The sequence below is a fragment of the Methanogenium sp. S4BF genome, from assembly GCF_029633965.1.
Taxonomy (GTDB): domain Archaea; phylum Halobacteriota; class Methanomicrobia; order Methanomicrobiales; family Methanomicrobiaceae; genus Methanogenium.
Genome location: NZ_CP091277.1, coordinates 947,565 through 967,238, shown reverse-complemented (window position 1 = coordinate 967,238; position 19,674 = coordinate 947,565). Strand labels below are relative to the sequence as shown.

Sequence of the window (19,674 nt, the reverse complement as noted above, 5' to 3'; positions counted from 1 at the left end):
GGCTGCTGCAGGGATTTAACACAGGATTCCAATCGGAAATGCAAGGGTTTATAATCCTTCAATTCCTATATTGTAGTCCGAGATTTTGATGGAGAACCAAAATCGCTCGAATGGGAGTGTTGGTTCTGACGTTGGCACTGGCAATGCGGAAATTTGTTTAGTAACCGCTAATATCCTTTAAAAAATAAGCCGAAAGTAAGTGTGCTTTGATGAGTAAAACTGAGGTATCAGTTTGCCTACTTCAAGAAATTAATTCTGGTTGATCCTGCCAGAGGTCACTGCTATCGGGGTTCGATTAAGCCATGCGAGTCGAGAGGGTTCAGACCCTCGGCGGACTGCTCAGTAACACGTGGATAACCTGCCCTAAGGTGGAGGATAACCCCGGGAAACTGGGGATAATACTCCATAGATTAGAGATACTGGAATGTTCTTTAGTCGAAAGTTCCGGCGCCTTAGGATGGATCTGCGGTCGATTAGGTTGTTGTTGGGGTAACGGCCCAACAAGCCTGTAATCGATACGGGTTGTGGGAGCAAGAGCCCGGAGATGGAATCTGAGACACGATTCCAGGCCCTACGGGGCGCAGCAGGCGCGAAAACTTTACAATGCAGGAAACTGTGATAAGGGAACCCCGAGTGCCCGTATACGCGGGCTGTCCAGGTGTCTAAAAAGCATCTGAAGAAAGGGCCGGGCAAGACCGGTGCCAGCCGCCGCGGTAATACCGGCGGCTCGAGTGGTGGCCACTATTATTGGGCTTAAAGCGTCCGTAGCTGGACCGATAAGTCTCTTGGGAAATCCGCCGGCTTAACCGGCGGGCGTCTAAGAGATACTGTTGGTCTAGGGACCGGGAGAGGTGAGAGGTACTCCGGGGGTAGGAGTGAAATCCTGTAATCCCCGTGGGACCACCGATGGCGAAGGCATCTCACCAGAACGGCTCCGACAGTGAGGGACGAAAGCTGGGGGAGCGAACCGGATTAGATACCCGGGTAGTCCCAGCCGTAAACTATGCGCGTTAGGTGTACTGGTGACCACGAGTCACCGGGGTGCCGAAGGGAAACCGTGAAACGTGCCGCCTGGGAAGTACGGTCGCAAGGCTGAAACTTAAAGGAATTGGCGGGGGAGCACCACAACGGGTGGAGCCTGCGGTTTAATTGGACTCAACGCCGGAAAGCTCACCGGATAGGACAGCGGAATGATAACCGGGCTGAAGACTCTGTTTGACCAGCTGAGAGGAGGTGCATGGCCGTCGTCAGTTCGTACTGTGAAGCATCCTGTTAAGTCAGGCAACGAGCGAGACCCACGCCAACAGTTGCTAGCTTGTTCTCCGGAACGAAGAGGACACTGTTGGGACCGCCTCTGCTAAAGAGGAGGAAGGAATGGGCAACGGTAGGTCAGCATGCCCCGAATTATCCGGGCTACACGCGGGCTACAATGGGCAGGACAATGGGTATCGACACCGAAAGGTGAAGGCAATCTCTTAAACCTGTCCTAAGTTCGGATTGTGGGCTGTAACTCGCCCACATGAAGCTGGAATCCGTAGTAATCGCGTTTCAACATAGCGCGGTGAATGCGTCCCTGCTCCTTGCACACACCGCCCGTCAAACCATCCGAGTGAGGTTTGGATGAGCCTGTGGTTTTTGCCGCAGTCGAATCTAGGTTTCGCAAGGAGGGTTAAGTCGTAACAAGGTAGCCGTAGGGGAATCTGCGGCTGGATCACCTCCTAAAGAACTGGGTAAGCGGTTATTAAACAAAACGTAAAATTGTCGGTGTCAACAGGATATGGGCTTATAGCTCAGCTGGAAGAGCGCGGCGTTTGCAACGCCGAGGCCAGGGGTTCAAATCCCCTTAAGTCCATTGCCTGGTAATCAGAGTGGTTAGTAATAACCATTTAATCTGAAACACCAGGCTCCCATGCACCCGGAGACGTGAGTCATCGGGGAAGGGCCGAGAGTCTAACCGACTCTTTGAGGCTGTGTAAAGGTGTGCACATTGGACGTTAAATGAGTTTTAACGGACACAATCAAAAAAGACAAGCTGATACAAACCTGTCAGTGGATGGCTCGGTTCGAGTGCCGATGAAGGGCGTGCCAAGCTGCGATAAGCTCCGGGTAGGCGCATGGAACCTATGATCCGGAGATTCCCTAATGGGACCTCCTGCTTCTTTAAGAAGCGATCCGTAAGGATTGGGAACCCCCCGAATTGAAACATCTCAGTAGGGGGAGGAAGAGAAATCAAACGAGATGTCGTGAGTAAAAGCGATCGAAAACGACAGAGTTCAAACCGAATCCCTTCGGGGACATGTGGTGTTGTGAGCCTTCCGTTTAATCAAACATCCGAAGCGGAAATATTTCTGGAACGGTTTGCCACAGAGGGTGATAGCCCCGTACGCATACCGATGTTTGATGAGGAAGTGTCTCGAGTAGTGCGGGTTGGAATTCTCGCATGAACCTGGGGGTCATCAACCTCCAAAACTAAATACTCCTCGAAACCGATAGCGCATTAGTAGCGTGAGCGAAAGCTGAAAAGTAACCCTGGAAAGGTGGTTAAAAGTGCCTGAAACTGATAGGTGATAGTGTGTTATGGCATGCAAGGATCTTTACATCGAAAGAACCCGTCGCGAGGCGGTTGTATGAGGTGTACTGCCGGTGTCATAACGTACGTTTTGAAGAACGGGCCAGAGAGTTTATTCTGTTGGCGAGGTTAACCGGTAAGGGAAGCCGAAGCGAAAGCGACAAGTCCGTAGTTTCGACATGGGACGACGTATTAATAGTGCGTGTAGTCGACAGGATAAGACCCGAAGCCCAGTGATCTATGCGTGGGCAGGCTGAAGGGTGACGAAAGTTGCGTGGAGGGCCGTAGCGGTATTGATATGCAAATCATTCGTGTGACCTGCGTATAGGGGTGAAAGGCCAATCGAACTGGGCATCAGCTGGTTCCTCTCGAAACATGCCGTAGCATGACCTGGCTGGAGATAGACGGTGAGGTAGAGCACTGATTGGAGGAGTTGGGGAAGAAATTCCTCACCTTCCTGTCAAACTCCGAATTCCCCGTCGTCGTAGAAGGCTGGAAGTCCGCATTACGGGGTAAGCTTGTAATGCGTAAGGGAGACAACCCAGACTGTGGTTAATGTCCCTCAGTGTAGGTTAAGTGTCAACACTAAAAGATGTCCTAGGCCAAAGACAACTGGAAGGTGAGCTTAGAAGCAGCTACCCTTTAAAAAGTGCGTAACAGCTTACCAGTCGAGGTTTAGGGCGCTGAAAATGGACGGGGCTAAAACCTACCACAGATACCACAGACCACCGCAAGGTGATGGCGTAGAGAGGCGCTCTGCATGGGCGGAAGCAGGGGCGTAAGTTCCTGTGGACCGTGTAGAATTGAGAATTCTGGCATTAGTAGAAGCATAGTTAGGTGAGAATCCTAACCGCCGAAGGGGCTAGGTTTCCTCGGCAATGTTCGTCAGCCGAGGGTTAGTCGGTCCTAAGTTATACCGTAACTCGAGTATAGCGAAAGGGAAACAGGTTAATATTCCTGTACCATCTGATTGTAGTCTTCGGACCCCGACGTTTCTGGATATGCTTTGCAGGGCTGTCGCCCTGTCTAATCGTATAAGCTCTCGGAGAACCGTAATGGTGAGAATTGAGTGAAAGCGTGATGGAGTAATAAAGCAAATTCCTGGAACCCGTGAAAAGGGAATCAGATGTCCGTACCGAGATCTGACACAGGTGCCCCTAGCTGAGTAGGCTAAGGCGTGTCGGTTTAATTGTGTTTAGGGAATTCGGCAAAATGGCCCCGTAACTTTGGAATAAGGGGTGCCTGCCCGGAGATCGGGCAGGTCGCAGTGACCAGGGGGCTCCGACTGTCTAATAACAACATAGCAGACTGCAACTCCGTAAGGACTAGTATAGTCTGTGATTCCTGCCCAGTGCAGGTATCTGAAAACCGGGTTCAACCGGACGAAGGACCTGTAAACGGCGGGGGTAACTATGACCCTCTTAAGGTAGCGTAGTACCTTGTCGCTTAATTGGCGACTTGCATGAATGGATTAACGAGAGCCCTACTGTCCCAAACACAAGTCCGTTGAACATTTTATCCTAGTGCAAAGGCTAGGGACTCCAAATGGGAAGTGAAGACCCCGTGGAGCTTTACTGCAGCCTGTCGTTGTGTTACGGTATTCATTGCGCAGAGTAGATGGGAGATGTCGATCCAGCCCTCGTGGGGGCTGGTTAGTCACCAATGAGACACCATCCTTTGTATACTGTAACACTAACTCCTTGTGAGGACATCGGTAGGTAGGCAGTTTGGGTGGGGCGCCACACCCTCGAAAAGATATCAAGGGTGCCCCAAGGTCAACTCATGTGAGTCAGAAACTCACAGAAGAGTGTCAAGAGCAAAAGTTGGCCTGACGTGAACACGCATAGCAAGTGTTCACGAGAGGAAACTCGGGTCTAACGAACCAATACGCGCTTTTGATGAGTGCTATTGACGACAGAAAAGCTACCCCGGGGATAATTGAGTCGTCGCCGGCAAGAGCACATATCGACCCGGCGGCTTGCTACCTCGATGTCGGTTCTTTCCATCCTGGCTGTGCAGCAGCAGCCAAGGGTGAGGTTGTTCGCCTATTAAAGGGGATCGTGAGCTGGGTTTAGACCGTCGTGAGACAGGTCGGTTACTATCTATTTGGAGTGTTAGAGGTCTGAGGGTAAGACGGAAATAGTACGAGAGGAACTTTCCGTCGTCGCCACTGGTAGATCGGTTGTCCGACAGGGCAGTGCCGAGTGGCTACGCGATAATGGATAAAAGCTGAAAGCATCTAAGCTTGAAACCAGACCTAAAAAGAGACCTCGTCTGAGGGCATGGATAAAAGATCCGTTTGATAGGCTCGGGATGTACGCACGAAGGTAACGACGTGTTCAGTCCACGAGTACTAACGCCCGAATCAGCTAACACTGATTTACGTGTTCCGTTAAAACTCAGACGAAATCCAGTGTGCACACACGATACACAGCTTCTGTATTTGCGGCCATAGCAGCGGGGCAACACCCGGACCCATACCGAACCCGGAAGTTAAGCCCGTTCACGTAGTATGCTGTACTGAGTTACGCGAGTGCTCGGGAACCATACTTCGCTGCAAATGCTCTGCAAAAAAATGAGAAAATCTGTTCTGTAACTGTTATACCTGAGAGCCTAGGCTCTGCGGTTGATTCTTATCTGTAAACTGGTTCTAAGGGGTTATTCTGTTCTGTATATACGATACAAAAGAGCGTGAGTGCCCGGGAAGGATTCCTGTACCGCAGATGACTGCATGTGATTATTCTGTTCGGGAATGGGTATACAAAGGAGCGTGAGCTCTCGTGAAAATGGTTGAAAGGATATTCCGGAAAGATATCACACTGATGCAACTCTTCCTCTGAAAGGAAGTGAGTGAGCTTATGCATTGCCCTGAACTTATACCGATTTGCTTTTTCCCTCTCTTTCCCTCTCTTTTCGTTTCATCGCTGAATCAGCATTGAATATACACATCTGTATGGCGGGCTGGTTTTCGTCTGGTGCTTTATGCGTGATTTTCCTTTTCCTGCCAGAGAGTGGCCGCCATCTCTGGCAGCTGCACGGGGAGAAATATTGAAGCCGGCCGAATCCAGAAGAGAGATTCAAAGAGAATTATCTGCACTGTCAGCATACCATGTGTCCTTTTTCGGTAATACTGGCATCATTCCTGAACAGATATGGGCATATGGCCACATGAATAATCTTCATCGGAATTTTTCACGGATAAATAGCAGAAGCATTCATTCGAAATTGAATGGGTTTGAGACCCATCCCGAATTTAATTCCGTTTTTACTTTCACGGTCCCCATGGCTAGTCCTTATGTATTAATATTCTCAGGTTATTTTTGGGAGAATCATGCTGAAAAAAGCAGGATATGTGCAGGCGGGCCGCAGGATGGTGCGTGATTGTGACGGGCGGGAAAACAGCATTATTGAGGTGATCATTCACGGAACCAGATTTGGTGTCAGGCTGCCGGAATTGTATCAGGCCATGGCAGGTATCCGTTCCGGACGGATTGAACCTATCCGAAAGACTGCTGAATTGCATTTGTGTGGAACGGCAGGGATGGTATATATTTCATCGTCAGGGAAAGCAGTCAATATTGAACTAAATAATGGTGACCAGTTTACTGTTTCTGTGCGTTCCCTTCGGTCTGTCCTTGTGCAGTATGGTAGATACGCACCTTTGTATGGTATACCCCGTAACGGTCGGTCTGCTGCGCAAGGAATCTTTTCCCGGGACAATACGTCCGAACAAGTCTCTGTAATCTGCTGAATAATCAGTCGATAATTTTTGCTTTCTTATCCTGCTTTGGGGCAGGTATTTTCATACTGTCAGACAGCCTTTTTTCCGTCCGGAATGAATTCGGATATTCAACTTTTGAATGGGTATTTCCGGATGCCGGTTCGGGAGTCTGATGTATGTCTCTGAATAAGTCTCGTCGTGTACATATTATCGAAATCTTGGAGAAGATGACAATGATTATTAATCGTATGGTCAGTTCATTTGAAGTTCCATGCCAAAATTCAGGTGTAAGCGGTGGGTTTGCAGATTCATAAAACAATGTATTTATCCTAGTAGTGATAATATTGTTAGGCAACACGAATGCCAAGGTGGCGGAGCGGCCACGCGGCTGCCTGCAGAGCAGCTATACTCCAGTTCAAATCTGGACCTTGGCTTTTGAAATCCCTGAAAGGGATTTCGAACAGGGCAAAATCCTTTGTCCTGTATTTGCGGCCATAGCAGCGGGGCAACACCCGGACCCATACCGAACCCGGAAGTTAAGCCCGTTCACGTAGTATGCTGTACTGAGTTACGCGAGTGCTCGGGAACCATACTTCGCTGCAAATGCTCGTAAGAAGTCTTTTCTGACGTGACTTGTCATTTTCAAAAATGCCTTTTAATGTCATATTATGCATTTATAGAATTCAAAGGCGTGCGCGCATTTGAATTGAGTTGCGGTCGTACCATTTTGTATCCGTGTGACAAGGACATTTCAGGGCCCTGTCGTCATTATTCCGGATAATTCTGTACATAGGTAAACCTGGCTCGCTGAGTGTCGTTGTTTTTCTTTTTCTGTCTGCATTCGTTCTTTTGTTCTGAATAAATTGCTGCCAATTGTAGACCCTGATTGAGAGAATCTGTCGCACACAAAAAAAAGAAAATGTGTATGACTTTGGCGGTGGGAGGATCTATTCTTCCTGAGAAAAAAGAGAATAAAGATTTTGATTCAAGCAATCAGTTCTGATTGCGTTTCAGCCGTTTTAACTGCCGTAATATCATCTCTCTTCTGACAATGAGGACACTTGCAAGCACGCCGACAAATACGTTGAAATAATACAGGATAAGCCGCCAGAGGAGGACAAACACCCCTACAATCGACGACGGGACGAACAGGCCATAGAGTGATGTGGCGGTGATTTCTGCAACTCCTGAACTTCCCGGGGTAAGCGGGATCATCATGATGATTGCAATTATCAGCTGTACGATAAAGGATTCAATGAAGAATGGTTTTGATCCAATCGCTATCAGAATGAATGAGGCAATCAAAAATTCAAACGTCCAGTAGATGGTGGTCAGGATAAAGCCCCATATCAGTCCGGATTTTGCCTTGCTGACGAATTTTGCAAGTGCACGATTAAAGTTATCAACTTCGGAATCGATGGAGTTCATCAGTTTATCCACTTTTTCTGATTTCCACCGTTTTGTTAACCATCCGGACATTTTATACAGAATCTTTTTCAGAAATTCGGGGTGGCGGATGGAATAGACAAAGAGGGCCATGAAGCAAATGAGCATAACCCAGATGACCATCAAAGGAGTCGTAAGATTCACGTCCAGTGTTGCAACCTGGAATACCAGCAGGAAAAATGCCAATATCCCAATGAGTCCGAGTACAATACCATCAATAACCCGCTCCATGATCACAACAGCGGTTGCATCACCTACCGGCACATCTGCCCGATAGAGCTCATGAATTCTGACTGGTTCTCCTCCTGCCTGTGAGGGAGTGATGGCAGCAACCAGAAGATTTGCAAAGACTGCGTTTAGTGCATGGAGAAAGGGTACGTGATACCCCAGAGATTGCGACATCATCTTCAGTCTCATACCCCATGCCATCAATGCAAGGATGTGGAGAAACAATGCAAACAGTAAAAATGTGTAGTTGACGTCCTTAAGATAGGTGATGGTCTCATCATCTATGGTAAACCAAAGAACACCTATGAGTACAATTGTACTGAAACCAACAGAGAGGGCCAACCATTTCCATTGTGAACTTTCCATGAATTAATAATCTCCATTTCCGAAAGAATCGATGAATTATCTACGTTTTCCTGCCAAACTATAAACTCTTTTTACTTTAAATCGTGAATAATTCGTTATTTTTTACTACCCTCAGGATGCCTGTACGTACACCTGCATCAATCCATCCGTAGGCGTAACTGAGAAGGGCCAGTCCATCTGCAAGATTGTTGCGTTGTATTTCAGTTGTGCCTTCGTGATAATGGAGGTGTGCAATCCGGCAGAGTTCTTCTGCTGCCGAATAAAGGGGAAGTTCCGGTTCAGAATTTATGCAGACAGATGTTAATGCAGTGGTGAGCATTCTTTCGTATCTGAATGTCTTCTCCGACAGATGGTCCGAGAGGTTTTCCGGTATCTCCTCTGCACAGCCTGATGGGGGGATGCCCGTTGAAAGACTGGCGATGAGGCCTGCTTTTACGCCCGTATCCAGCCATCCGTTTCCATAGGCAAATGATGCAAGAGCATTTACCTCATCATGGTTCTTCAGAAATACAAATCCGTCTGAAGCGTATGCCTGCGCCATCTCAATAACATCTTCTGCCGCACTGAAAAGCCATGTATTCTGTGGAACAACAATTTTAGCTCTATCTGCCTTTTCGAAAAAGGTTTTGCCGTATGCCTCAATCATGGTAACCAGCAAATGTCCGGATATAATCCTCCTCGATTGGGTGAAGACTCGCCGGGACAATGAGCACATGGAGGGGCGGGCCAAAATCTGCATTTAAAAGGGCCTCTGCATTTCCGGCAATAACTGTAGGATTTTCGCTGCCCGCACGTGCAATGCCAATAAAAAGTCCCGGTAATTCTGCATTTTTCTTCTGCGCCATTGCAGATATCAGGCTGATTGCCTCAGGAACGGTCATATATCTGTCTGACTGGATATCCAGGTAGACCAGTGTGTGAAGATCTAATGCAAGGTTGGCTGAAATTGTTTCAAATGGTGTGATGGGAAACCAGTTTTCTGCAGGAAACGGAACCGAGCATGATTTTCCGAACCGATAATTCTGTAACCCTGAAAGGCCGCAGACGGCACTGATAATCGAAGATGAATGAATAATCTCTGTCTTTATCCCCCGTTCCGCTGCCCGTATACGAAGGTCGGCATGCGTGGTTGATACCATCGGATCCCCTCCGGTAAGAAATACCACCGGTCCTTCTTTAGCGTATTCAAGAACGGTATCCGGATGCTGTTCAACATCCTCCCGTCCCAGAATCGTTACTGTTTTTCCGTACTGGTCCTCCATCTCACAGATCTTTATACCCATCAGGCGGGATGTATATCCTTCCAGAAAGATATGGTCTGCTTCCTTTATTTTCCTGAGACCTTTTAGGGAGATGTCTTCCCCGTCATACAGACCAAGTCCAACGAATGAGAGCATTTTAATCACCTGTCTATTACTATGGGAGATTCAGTTTCAATAATGGTAATGATCTGATAAAGATTGGTGCCTCTGTTCCGGTCGTGATGCATGCCCTCAGATGTATTCTTCAGGTGCATCATTGACAGAATTGAATGATATTAATTACCTGTGATACAAAAGGTGTATACTATCTTATTGCTCTATGGGGTTGCCGGGGATGTTCTACTGTAGCAACCGGAGATGGGCTGCATTTCAATAAAATCGAAAATTCAGGTGTTGTATGATTCGGTATATCTATGAGAGGGTTCTGATCCGGGGATGTGTGGATGTTCCCGGTCATATCTGTATCATGCTCTCCGAGGATGAAGCGCGACGTGCACCGGAAAAAATCATCCAGGTTATCAACTGGAGTGGAGAATGTGGGTTGAAATCCCTCATTTTCCATATTGATACCGATAATCCTGATCCCCTGATCTCAGAAATAACCCGGTTTAAAGATTCCTTTGGTCCTGTCCGTGTAACCCTGTATTCACCCGGAGGGGTATCGGTGCTCCATGACGGGAGCCAGATTCCGGATACCATTATTGCAGTGGGCATGAGTGGCAGGGAAGAGATTGTCCGTTCTGTTCGTGAAATTGCAGAAAAAGGAATCGCACCGGATGAGATTGACGAAAAAATGCTCGAATCTCACCTGACATTTCATTATGAACCGGATTTTGTCATTAAAACCGGGGATAACCATCTGATGGATTTTATGATCTGGCAGTCAGTATATTCTGAACTGTTTTTCACTGATGTAAACTGGCAGACGTTTAGAAAAATTGATTTTTTCCGGGCAATACGGGATTATCAGCTCCGCAAAAGACGTTATGGGAGATAGCCGCTCTTAACCCGTTCGTCATACACGCGGATTCCCCTGAGCAGATCAATTTTTCTGAAGAGGGGCCAGTATGGTGCACAGAAGTAGACCGCTGATTCGTATCCGTTGGCAAACCACGGAAGAAAATTGGATGTCCGTTTCTCGTTTCCGGTACGGATGATCAGATCAACGGGGGGGAGATGCAGGTCTCCGCGGATCTTTTCGTCAAAGAGATCTTTGGTGATCATATCGGGTGTTATTCTGTTTGCTCTCAGATCTTTGATAATTTCCCGTGATGCAAGCACGATTTCATTTCTGCCCCCATATGCCAGGGCAATATTGAGGTGGAATTGTGTATAGTCTTTGGTTGCTTCCTCTGCTTCAACGATGGTTGCAAGAAGATTTTCCGGAATGAGGCTGCGGTCTCCTACTACCTGCAGGCGGATTTTATTTTTATGAATCCGTGGATCCGTTTTTACGGATCTGAATTTTTCAATAAAAAGTGAGAATAATTCATTCAGCTCTTCATCTGACCGGTTAAAATTTTCCGTGGAAAATGAGTATAATGTCACATTCCGGACGCCAATCTCCCGTGCCCATTCAAGCAGATCCTCTGAGGTCTGCGCACCTTTCCGGTGTCCGAAAGAGGTATTTTTCCCCTGTATCTTTGCATAACGGCGGTTTCCGTCCTGGATGATTGCAATATGATCCGGAACGTTCGTTATGCGTTTCATCAGATGACGCTCGTAGCATTGATTAAGAATATTCCTGAGTTTCAAAGCGGGATTACCTCCACTATTATCCCCCATCCGGGATATCGTTCAATGATATACTTTGTTCCGGGAAAGTCTTCCGGGTGTTCTGCAAGGATCCACCAGGCAGTCTCGATATTGCCGTCTCTCTCCTGCCACATTCCCTCTTCGATATCATGAGGCTGCCCGGCATATTCCCAGACGCCGTACATCAGAGTGCCGTCATCGGTGACCTCTTCAAATTCACGTGCAGTAATTTCTGCCGTGCGAATCAGTCTTTTTCTCAGCTGCACCGAGTCTTTGAAACCTGATGAACACCAGTGCACTTTTGGATTTTTGAGAATCTCTGCCGCCCAAATCCCTGCACCTCCGACGGCGTTATGGTAGCAGTCTTCAAGTGAGTGGCTCTTTCCTCTCATTGCGTCTGCGTTTGTTTCACTCCATTCCAGTTCATTAATATTGAACCAGTCAACGGTGTCAACGGCAGGGATAAGATGATGCAGTCCCGGTAATGACGGCACTTCAATGGTGACTTCAAATCCGAGTTCTTTTGCGGTGCGAATTGCCGCAGGAAATGGGGAATCCTGATAGGTTTCCCAGATTTCTTCCGGGAGATGAAACCGTATTTCATCCACGCAGTCGCTGAGAAGAATAAGAATGTCTTCATTCGGAGCAATGCCGGTGTACAGGTGGATATTGAATGCCTCTCCATATTCATTTTTCAGAAGAGTACAGTAGTGCTTTACCCGTTCAGGTACCAGAAGGGGTTCCCCTCCGGTTATCCCGGCACCCAGTGCTCCCATTGACCAGGCTTCCTCAAGGATGTCGTCATCGGTGAGAATGACCCGGTCATTTGCATAGGCGGTGTCTTTCCCTTTCTTCTCAGATGAAATCGGGCAGTACCAGCAGGTCCTGTTGCACCTTCCGGTAACAAACAGAACCATTTTTGCGCCTTCGTGGCAGAGTCTGCAGGCTGTACTAAGCACCGGCATTCACCGCATCAGTAATTCTCTGGGTCACAAATTCCTGTCCCAGGGCTTCAAGGAACCATCCAAGTCTGGGGCCCCGTTCTTTTCCGAGAATTGCGAGGTAGAGGGCAGTGAAAATTTTCTTTGCGTTCACCCCGGTATCCTCCCCCACTTTGTATACTGCATTGTGGATGGTCTCAGCCTTCCATTCATCCATTGCAATATATTGTGCGAGAAGGGCACTCAGTCCGTAGCGGTCATCTTCCGTAAATGCAAATACCGCAGAAGGCAATTCGGTCTGGACCGTGAATTTCACCATTTCTGGTGCGTATTTTTCAATCCATATTCGTGCACGTTCAGCACGTGCAAGCACTGCCTCTTTGTTTTCAACATTATATCCGCTCCGGGCAAGGATATCAAAAATGGTTTCCTTGTCCCGTGCAATCTGCACAACTGTTACCATATGGCGGAAGGGGATGTCAGTTGCAATTGACGATATTGCCGATAGTTCATATTCACGGCTGTTCTTGTCCTCTGCAAGGCGCGCATACTCATCAATAAGTGATAACAGTCCCATACCCGGGTCAAAGTTGATTGCCCGCTCGGGCCGGGTCCGGACAATCATATATCGCAGGACGTCAGGCGGAACGATGGAGAGCATCTCATTGATGGATATGGCAACACCGGTTGATGAAGCCATTGCTCCCTTTCCTTTCAGGCTGATCCATTCATACTGAACCGGGAACGGGGCGACTCCGCCGAATATCTTCTCCACGATCTCTTTACCGGTGTCGTATGAGCCTCCTGCTGCGGCATGGTCTTTTCCAAATGGTTCTACGGTGATGCCCATGTTGTACCACCGCATTGGCCAGTCAACACGCCAGACCAGTTTCCCTTCACCTTTTGAATAATCCGATACTCCTTCATGTCCACAGGGGCAACGGTATGCAACGGATGTCGTCTCCGGATCATGGGAGAGAATCTCTGCATTTGCAATTGTACCGCATTTGCTGCATATCGGATAATAGGGAACCCATGAATCCGGAAGTGATCGGCCTGAAACCCGTTCAAGAATCTCTTTTATGTCATCTGAACGGTTCAGCACGGTTGCGATTTCATCAGTATATCTGCCTGACCGGTAGAGTTCACTTGAACGAACGATGGTTGGGTGTACATCCATCTCGTCGATTGCCTGCAGAAACGGTTCAAGAAAATGTTCTGCATAATTTGCATGTTTGCCGCAGGGGCAGGGAATGTCGCATATGGGCATTCCGATATATTTTGCATATGAATCCGGGAGAAATGGATACACCTTGCGGAGTGGATCAAAATCATCAGCGATATAAATGAGTTCTGCTGAAAGTCCTCGTTCGACCATTGCTTTGTGCACAAGATCTCCGGTCAAAACTTCCCGCATATTGCCGAGATGGATCGGTCCGGATGGCGTAATCCCGGTGGCAATATAGTGGGTTTTTTCCTGATCAACCTGTGCTGCACAGACATCTGCCCAGTGTATTCGCTCCTGGGTTTCTCCTTCCTGTTGCTGCATTGGCTAATATTTGGCGTTTCAAGATTAACAATATATAGGTATTATCTGAATCTCAGGACCGTCTTTAGTACAAACAGGTATTTATTGTCACGGCGGTAAAACTCACGTATTTGTCTTATGAAGTCGTTTCAGAGTGATGAAGGGCTTTCAGAAGTGATCGGATTTATTCTTCTGATAGGCCTTCTGGTAGTATTTCTTGTGATGTATCAGACATATACGGTCCCTGTTCAGGGAAGGGATAATGAAATAAGCCATATGAATGACATCAAAGACACATTTGCGGCCTATAAAATTTCGCTGGACTCCCTCTGGGTGAATGAACGGGAGGGAACAACCCTTAGTACAACCCTTGATCTGGGAACCGGCGGGGGTTACAGTCAGGGAGGGATCGGTGATTTTGTGTTGCTGACACCGATCCCCTCCGGGGGCTCTGTCGGAATAAACCAACGTTCTGAAACCATTACAGTCACTGCCGGTTCGAATGCCGGGGGAGTGGTAACCATTGCTGACTATGAGATGGGTTCACTCGAATTTCAGTCAGATAATAACTACTGGATAGACCAGAATTACTATTATCAGCTGGGTGGCGTTTTCCTTGAACAGGATTCCGGTTCTACTGTCCGGGTCATGCCGCCCCTGACCATCGCACGATACGGGACTGGCGGAGGGTATACTGCCAAAGTCGATTTAACGATAATCCGGCTGAATGGTGAACAGCTGATAAGCGGCACCGGACCGGTGCGAATTGACACAAATCTGAATTCGAATGGCATTTCAGAAGTGTCCTATGACGCAATTACCAATGTTAGCATTGTGGTGGCATCAGACGACGTGAACACCCGCCGGATGTGGGAAGGGTCCTTCCGGGACGCACTGGCACGCTATGGGATTCCTGCATCCTGGTACACGCTGACCACAGACACAGATACGGTATCTCTTGAGGTTGTCGGAAATACAAGCATCGGTGTCTATGCCGATTTCATCCGGGCGAACTACACGGCAACGCTCCAGACGGTTGCATCAGGGATTGAGTGAGGGAGAGTACAATGAATGGCATGCGGACACAGATGACGAATGAAGATGCGGTATCCGAGACCATCGGTGTGGTCCTCCTTATCGGGCTGACCGTGGTAGCCATTACGCTCGTCGGGGTCTTTCTCTTCTCTCAGCCGATGGCAGAAGAGTTGCCGGCGGTAGATGTGCTCATCTCGAATAATGTGACACTTGTCCTTTTTCAGCACAATGGCGGGGACTCCCTGAATCCGGGAGATTTCGGGGTGTACGTCGATGGAGCCGCTGTTCCTGCGACCGCCCTGAACTTTACGTCCGGCGGTGCATGGCCCTGGTCGACGGGGGAGACCCTTACGTATACTGCCACGGGGACTGTCACCCCGCTCGAAGATCATATTCGCATCACCTACCTGGATAACTCAGGCATCTTCCGCCCGGCATATGTGGACGATGCGGGTGTGGCCGCAGACCTTGCTGATGTCTCGTCCGCACCTTTGCCTACCCTTGCTCCGGGTGGCGTCCCGGCGACTCCCGGTCCTGAGGTGGCCGGTGAGATTGTTGCTGAATCTGTTCTTAGGGATTCCCAGATCATTGCCGCCTTTGCGTCGTTAGAACAGACTGCTGTTGTGGAGGGCAGATATTTTAATTTCACGGTTGTTTCTCCGAACTCAACCGTTACTATTCAAGGAGAAGCCGGTGCCCGGAGCCTGAACACAGGAGATACACTTGTCATTCGTACCGGAAAAGATGAGGCTGCAGGGAATCGAATAAGCATCACAGGTGTAGGGAATACATTTTTCAGCCTCAGATTTGAGAGAGTCAATGTCTGGATTAATGGCGCACTGATTCCGGGAGGTGCAAGAGATGAGGTTGAAATTAAAAGTGCCTGGATCCCGGAATATGATAATCTGGAGTCTAATCTTGCGTTCAGGCTTGATCCGACGTATGAGCTGTATATAAATGGTGCACTTGATCCCCGGTCCGGAGGTGCGACTGTTATAACCCTGCTGAATGTCCGGCCAACGGATTCCGGGATGTTTGTCATAAATGCATGGAGTCCGACTGACAACGAGAATTCAGTCATTTTAGCAAAAGCAGATGGTATCTGACGCAGGGGGGAGAAGATGGGAAGATATAGCTGTAATAATCTACAGGAAGAGTCGTCTCATTTTCCTGTAAAAAACCATGATGACGCATCATCAGAGATGATCGGCTCGATTATTCTCATTGGCGTATTTGTCGCTGCATTTGGAGTGGTTCTTGTCATGCTCCTTTCTGCGCCATCTGCTTTTGTGGTGCCCGCTGTTTCTATAGATGCCCGTATTATTGAAGATGATGATACGTATGTTCTCGATCTTCGTGCAGGGGACACTCTTCAGAGGAATGAAACACGGATTCTTGTTGACGGAAGGGATGTGACAGCAAATTTCACCTCCACTATGGGTGGTTCCGATTGGGATCAGTGGGGTTCTGGCGATTCATTAACTCTTGATCTTACTGGTAATGAACCGCCCGAATCCGTTCAAATAATATATTACGATCCAAATGGGGGTGGCATCCTTCTTTGGGATGTCGGGACGAGCGCGACCGTGATTCCCCCGACCGGTCTAACGCCGGTGGCGGCATTCTCTGCGAATGTGACGGGTGGCATGGCTCCGCTGACAGTCCAATTCACGGATGCATCGTCCAATGACCCTTATGCATGGCAGTGGAGTTTTGGTGACGGAGGTTCATCATCGGCGCAGCATCCGGTGCATATCTATACCTCCCCCGGCGTGTACACGATTCAGCTGACTGCATACAACCCGGACGGTTCGGGGTCGGCTGTTAAAACCGGATATATCCAGGTATTTGCTATAGAACCCCTTTTCCCTGTTGCGTGGTGGCGGTTCGATGAAGCGTCCGGAAGCACTGCGGTTGATTCGTCCGGCAACGGCAACGACGGGATCATCGAGGGCGGTCCGGCGGACCGGCGGGCAGGTGCCTGCGGCACTGGTCTCTATTTCGACGGCACGACCACCTGGGTGAGCGTCCCGGACGATGATACACTCAGCTTCAATGACACATTCACGTTTGCCGGGTGGTTCAAACCTGAAGTGCCGGAATATGTTTCGGCCCCGGATTCCTATCGGAACTATACCCAGATCATCGGTAAAGGCTACGATGATTACCAGCGGAGCAAATACTCAAATAATTATGAAGTATTTCTCAAGATTGATAATGACGCTCTTCGATTCGAGGAAAACGGTGAACTTGACGCTGTGAATGCAGAGGGGGCCATATCGGATGTCACTGGCCTGCCACTTTCTTATGACGAGTGGTTCCATATTGCGGTCGTGGTTGACGGCGGAACGGGAACCGTATATGTCGACGGTCAGGAAGAAGGGACCTTCAGCGTCACGCGGACACCGCTTCAGGAAAATACGGAACCGGTCAGTATTGGCAGGCAGATGGTCACGAAATATGACTGGGCCAATTTCTTCTACAAAGGAATGATGGATGAGCTGTATCTCTATGGAACGGCGCTCACAGCAGATGAGGTTGCAACTTTGGCAGATGCATGCTCACCACCCTCCGGGGATGCACCTGTGGTGTCCTTCACTGGGACGCCGGTGACAGGGGATGCCCCGCTTGCTGTGCAGTTCACCTCAACCGTGACGGGGACCACACCCTTCACGTATCTGTGGAGCTTTGGTGACGGTACAACATCCTCGGATCTGAATCCATTGCACACCTATACTGATGCCGGGACGTATGATGTGAACCTCACGGTGACGAATGGATATGGTACGGATACCCTTGAGCGTACGGCATACATTAATGCAACTGAGGGCGTGAGCGCATTTGCGCAGTATGTTGTCAATGAGAATGTCTTTGTATACGGGCAGGAACTCTCATTTGCCGGAGACGCTGTCACTGGACCGGGAGCGACGATTCATATCACCGGTAGTGAACTGAATACGGCTGACCTTAATGGTGGAACCTCTCTTGCTGTTTCAAATATAAATGTGGATGGAACAATCTCACTGGATGGGGGGAGTGCAGCATTAGGATCGGAGGTATCTCCGGGCTCTATCTATGTGAATGGTGACCTGTATCTCGGAATTGGAGCGAGAGACATTTACGGCGATGTCTATGTCAATGGTAACTGCTACCTAAAGGATCCGGTAATTCATGGGACGATGTATGTCGATGGGGAACTGGGGCTTGGCTGGACACCGGATCTCACTGATGCAAATATCTTCTATACCGGGAAGTTTAGTCACCCTCCGCATATGGACCGTTCGATTCTGGACAAATGTTCAAAATTGAAATCAGTGCCAGGATTTACGATTCCTGCTGTTGAGATGCCTTCTGCAAGGAGTGATGCATGGTACTCTTCCCGTGGATATGTATCCGGGGGCGCCCTTGCAGACAATATAAGGATATGTGCCGATAGTTATACTGCCGTTAATGACTGGCCTGCTCCAAGTACGGCTGAAGATGTAATAATCGTTGCAAAATCAGGCGATATCAGACTAACAGGCATGGGAAACAGGATTGTCACCGGTGTGTTATTTGCCCCGAATGGGGAAGTGGTGTTTGAAGGAAGTTTATTTGAGGGACTGGTCATCGCTCAGGATGGGTTCCGGGTAACAAGCGGAGGTACAGCCGTCACCTTCAAAAATATGAACGAATATATCAGCGATCCTGCTGATTATCCGTTTTAATTTTTATGTGGCCAGACATAGGTTGGTAACGGTAATATAACCTGAGACCTGCATGCATTAGACCGGATTTACTTCCTGAAGTGATCTATCCGAATATATATGGGTGATAATATCCTTTCCCGACGGTGTTTCCTTGCATATTCACTCGCATAGCATGGTGCGGGCATCAATCCTTGTGAGAACCGGATGGTAAATCTCCTCTGCATCCGGATGGGAGATTCCGGGACGATGAACCTGAATGTGCAAGGCTCTGAAGTATATTTTCCGGGAGGAGTTGAAGAATATCAGATATTGTAAAAAGAGATATTACCGTTTTTTATCCGGTTTTTTCTTCGGTTTCGATTTAGAACTTTTCCCCATCGAATGAATATCAACCATATACCGGTCATCGTTCCCCATTCTGATAACCAGTTCATCACTTTCCGCGAGCTTCTCCAGATTGAGTTCATAGGAGCCGGGATTGATGACCGTGATGCTTTCGATTCTGTCATACATCTCCACATGTTTGGAGGTGCTGGCAGTCTCCGGTCTCTGTTTCTCTTCCTTTATCTCCAGAAACTGTTCCTTTGTCTCTTCTGCGATCTGTTTTATGCTCTTTTCCTCAAGCACATCCTTGTGCATATCCTGTGGGCGGATGAAGAGAAATTTTTTTCCGCCACAGCTGGGGCATCCCTTGAGGATAACATTTGATCCGTCCTGAAATTCCCGTCCGCATTGTGTGCACTTATGTGCCATCGCACTCACCGTGATGATACCCAGGCGCTTATGAGGTCTTTGTCCTTCTTTATTGTTTTCATCTGGTTGGCAGGGCCGATAACGGTCATGCGTGTTCCGGGACCCTTCTTTCCCAGAAGTTTTCCGAACAGTCCTCCTGAAGAACCAGAATCCTTTGCTGCATAGGTTTCCATCTCAATTCCTGAAAATCCGTCAGGAGTAATTTCAAGCATGGTAATTTCAATTAGCCTGCTCTGTTCATCCGGGGTAAGCCCTTTTTCCAGAACAACGATGTTCCCTTCCATGACATCATCAAGGATTAGACGAATCTTTTCCATGGTTGTCATTTTTTCAAGCCTGTCTGCTGAAATCAGGTCTATCTGAACTCCCTGTATCATCTGG

Annotated in this window: 13 protein-coding genes, 2 tRNA genes and 4 rRNA genes; 11 read left to right on the top strand and 8 right to left on the bottom strand. The window is 48.4% G+C overall.

The window, feature by feature from the left end; translation table 11 throughout:
- Positions 1-252: 252 nt before the first annotated feature.
- From L1S32_RS04740 to rrf (L1S32_RS04710), 7 genes are all read left to right on the top strand, one after another.
- Positions 253-1,720 (top strand): 16S ribosomal RNA (locus L1S32_RS04740).
- Between the two features lie 59 nt (positions 1,721-1,779).
- A tRNA-Ala gene (locus L1S32_RS04735) sits at positions 1,780-1,852 on the top strand.
- 173 nt (positions 1,853-2,025) lie between these two features.
- A 23S ribosomal RNA gene (locus tag L1S32_RS04730) occupies positions 2,026-4,945 on the top strand.
- Positions 4,946-5,010: 65 nt separating this feature from the next.
- Positions 5,011-5,132: ribosomal RNA gene (gene rrf, locus L1S32_RS04725) — 5S ribosomal RNA — on the top strand.
- Between the two features lie 768 nt (positions 5,133-5,900).
- Positions 5,901-6,320: a hypothetical protein gene (locus L1S32_RS04720; protein WP_278156579.1), complete on the top strand. Its 420-nt coding sequence runs from the start codon at positions 5,901-5,903 to the stop codon at positions 6,318-6,320.
- Positions 6,321-6,652: 332 nt separating this feature from the next.
- Positions 6,653-6,724, top strand: a tRNA-Cys gene (locus L1S32_RS04715).
- 50 nt (positions 6,725-6,774) lie between these two features.
- A 5S ribosomal RNA gene (gene rrf, locus L1S32_RS04710) occupies positions 6,775-6,896 on the top strand.
- The 16S, 23S and 5S rRNA genes sit together here with 2 tRNA genes alongside, the layout of an rRNA operon.
- 387 nt (positions 6,897-7,283) lie before the next feature.
- Here rrf (L1S32_RS04710) and L1S32_RS04705 read toward each other — a convergent pair.
- The 3 genes from L1S32_RS04705 to dph5 form a co-directional block, all read right to left on the bottom strand.
- On the bottom strand, positions 7,284-8,330 hold the full coding sequence (locus tag L1S32_RS04705; protein WP_278156577.1) for a flippase-like domain-containing protein: 1,047 nt from the start codon (positions 8,328-8,330) through the stop codon (positions 7,284-7,286).
- A 76-nt stretch (positions 8,331-8,406) separates the two neighbouring features.
- Positions 8,407-8,976 carry a DUF357 domain-containing protein gene (locus tag L1S32_RS04700; protein WP_278156575.1) on the bottom strand — a complete coding sequence of 190 codons (570 nt, stop codon included), beginning with the start codon at positions 8,974-8,976 and terminating at the stop codon, positions 8,407-8,409.
- The gene (gene dph5 / locus L1S32_RS04695; protein ID WP_278156573.1) at positions 8,969-9,727 is read right to left on the bottom strand and encodes a diphthine synthase; all 759 of its coding nucleotides are present in this window, start codon (positions 9,725-9,727) and stop codon (positions 8,969-8,971) included. The genes L1S32_RS04700 and dph5 overlap by 8 nt, the downstream gene beginning before the upstream one ends.
- Before the next feature lie 262 nt (positions 9,728-9,989).
- On the opposite strand from dph5, the gene L1S32_RS04690 reads away from it, so the two are divergent.
- Positions 9,990-10,589 carry an undecaprenyl diphosphate synthase family protein gene (locus tag L1S32_RS04690; RefSeq protein ID WP_278156570.1) on the top strand — a complete coding sequence of 200 codons (600 nt, stop codon included), beginning with the start codon at positions 9,990-9,992 and terminating at the stop codon, positions 10,587-10,589.
- Here the strand turns inward: L1S32_RS04690 and uppS are convergent.
- Genes uppS through lysS form a run of 3 tightly spaced genes read right to left on the bottom strand, consistent with a single transcriptional unit; the run spans position 10,577 to position 13,837 of the window.
- Positions 10,577-11,302, bottom strand: coding sequence for a polyprenyl diphosphate synthase (gene uppS, locus L1S32_RS04685; RefSeq protein ID WP_278156569.1), 726 nt, complete (start codon positions 11,300-11,302; stop codon positions 10,577-10,579). The genes L1S32_RS04690 and uppS overlap by 13 nt on opposite strands.
- A gap of 41 nt (positions 11,303-11,343) precedes the next feature.
- The gene (locus L1S32_RS04680) at positions 11,344-12,312 is read right to left on the bottom strand and encodes a radical SAM protein (protein WP_278156566.1); all 969 of its coding nucleotides are present in this window, start codon (positions 12,310-12,312) and stop codon (positions 11,344-11,346) included.
- Positions 12,299-13,837 (bottom strand): lysine--tRNA ligase, encoded by a 1,539-nt coding sequence (lysS, locus tag L1S32_RS04675; protein WP_278156564.1) that lies wholly within the window; start codon positions 13,835-13,837, stop codon positions 12,299-12,301. Before lysS ends, L1S32_RS04680 begins: the two co-directional genes overlap by 14 nt.
- A 117-nt stretch (positions 13,838-13,954) precedes the next feature.
- Between lysS and L1S32_RS04670 the strand changes: the two genes are divergently transcribed.
- From L1S32_RS04670 to L1S32_RS04660, 3 genes are read left to right on the top strand one after another with little or no spacing between them, the layout of a single operon-like run.
- Positions 13,955-14,872 (top strand): hypothetical protein, encoded by a 918-nt coding sequence (locus tag L1S32_RS04670; protein WP_278156562.1) that lies wholly within the window; start codon positions 13,955-13,957, stop codon positions 14,870-14,872.
- An 11-nt stretch (positions 14,873-14,883) separates the two neighbouring features.
- Positions 14,884-15,957, top strand: coding sequence for a type IV pilin N-terminal domain-containing protein (locus L1S32_RS04665; RefSeq protein ID WP_278156561.1), 1,074 nt, complete (start codon positions 14,884-14,886; stop codon positions 15,955-15,957).
- A 15-nt stretch (positions 15,958-15,972) separates the two neighbouring features.
- Entirely contained in the window at positions 15,973-18,558 is a 2,586-nt protein-coding gene (locus L1S32_RS04660; RefSeq protein WP_278156559.1) for a PKD domain-containing protein, read from the top strand.
- Positions 18,559-18,864: 306 nt separating this feature from the next.
- Here the strand turns inward: L1S32_RS04660 and L1S32_RS04655 are convergent, their stop codons facing one another.
- The gene (locus L1S32_RS04655) at positions 18,865-19,293 is read right to left on the bottom strand and encodes a Zn-ribbon domain-containing protein (protein ID WP_278156557.1); all 429 of its coding nucleotides are present in this window, start codon (positions 19,291-19,293) and stop codon (positions 18,865-18,867) included.
- A 5-nt stretch (positions 19,294-19,298) separates the two neighbouring features.
- A complete protein-coding gene (locus L1S32_RS04650; protein ID WP_278156555.1) occupies positions 19,299-19,670 on the bottom strand; it encodes a DUF2073 domain-containing protein in 372 nt (123 codons plus the stop codon).
- Positions 19,671-19,674: the final 4 nt, after the last annotated feature.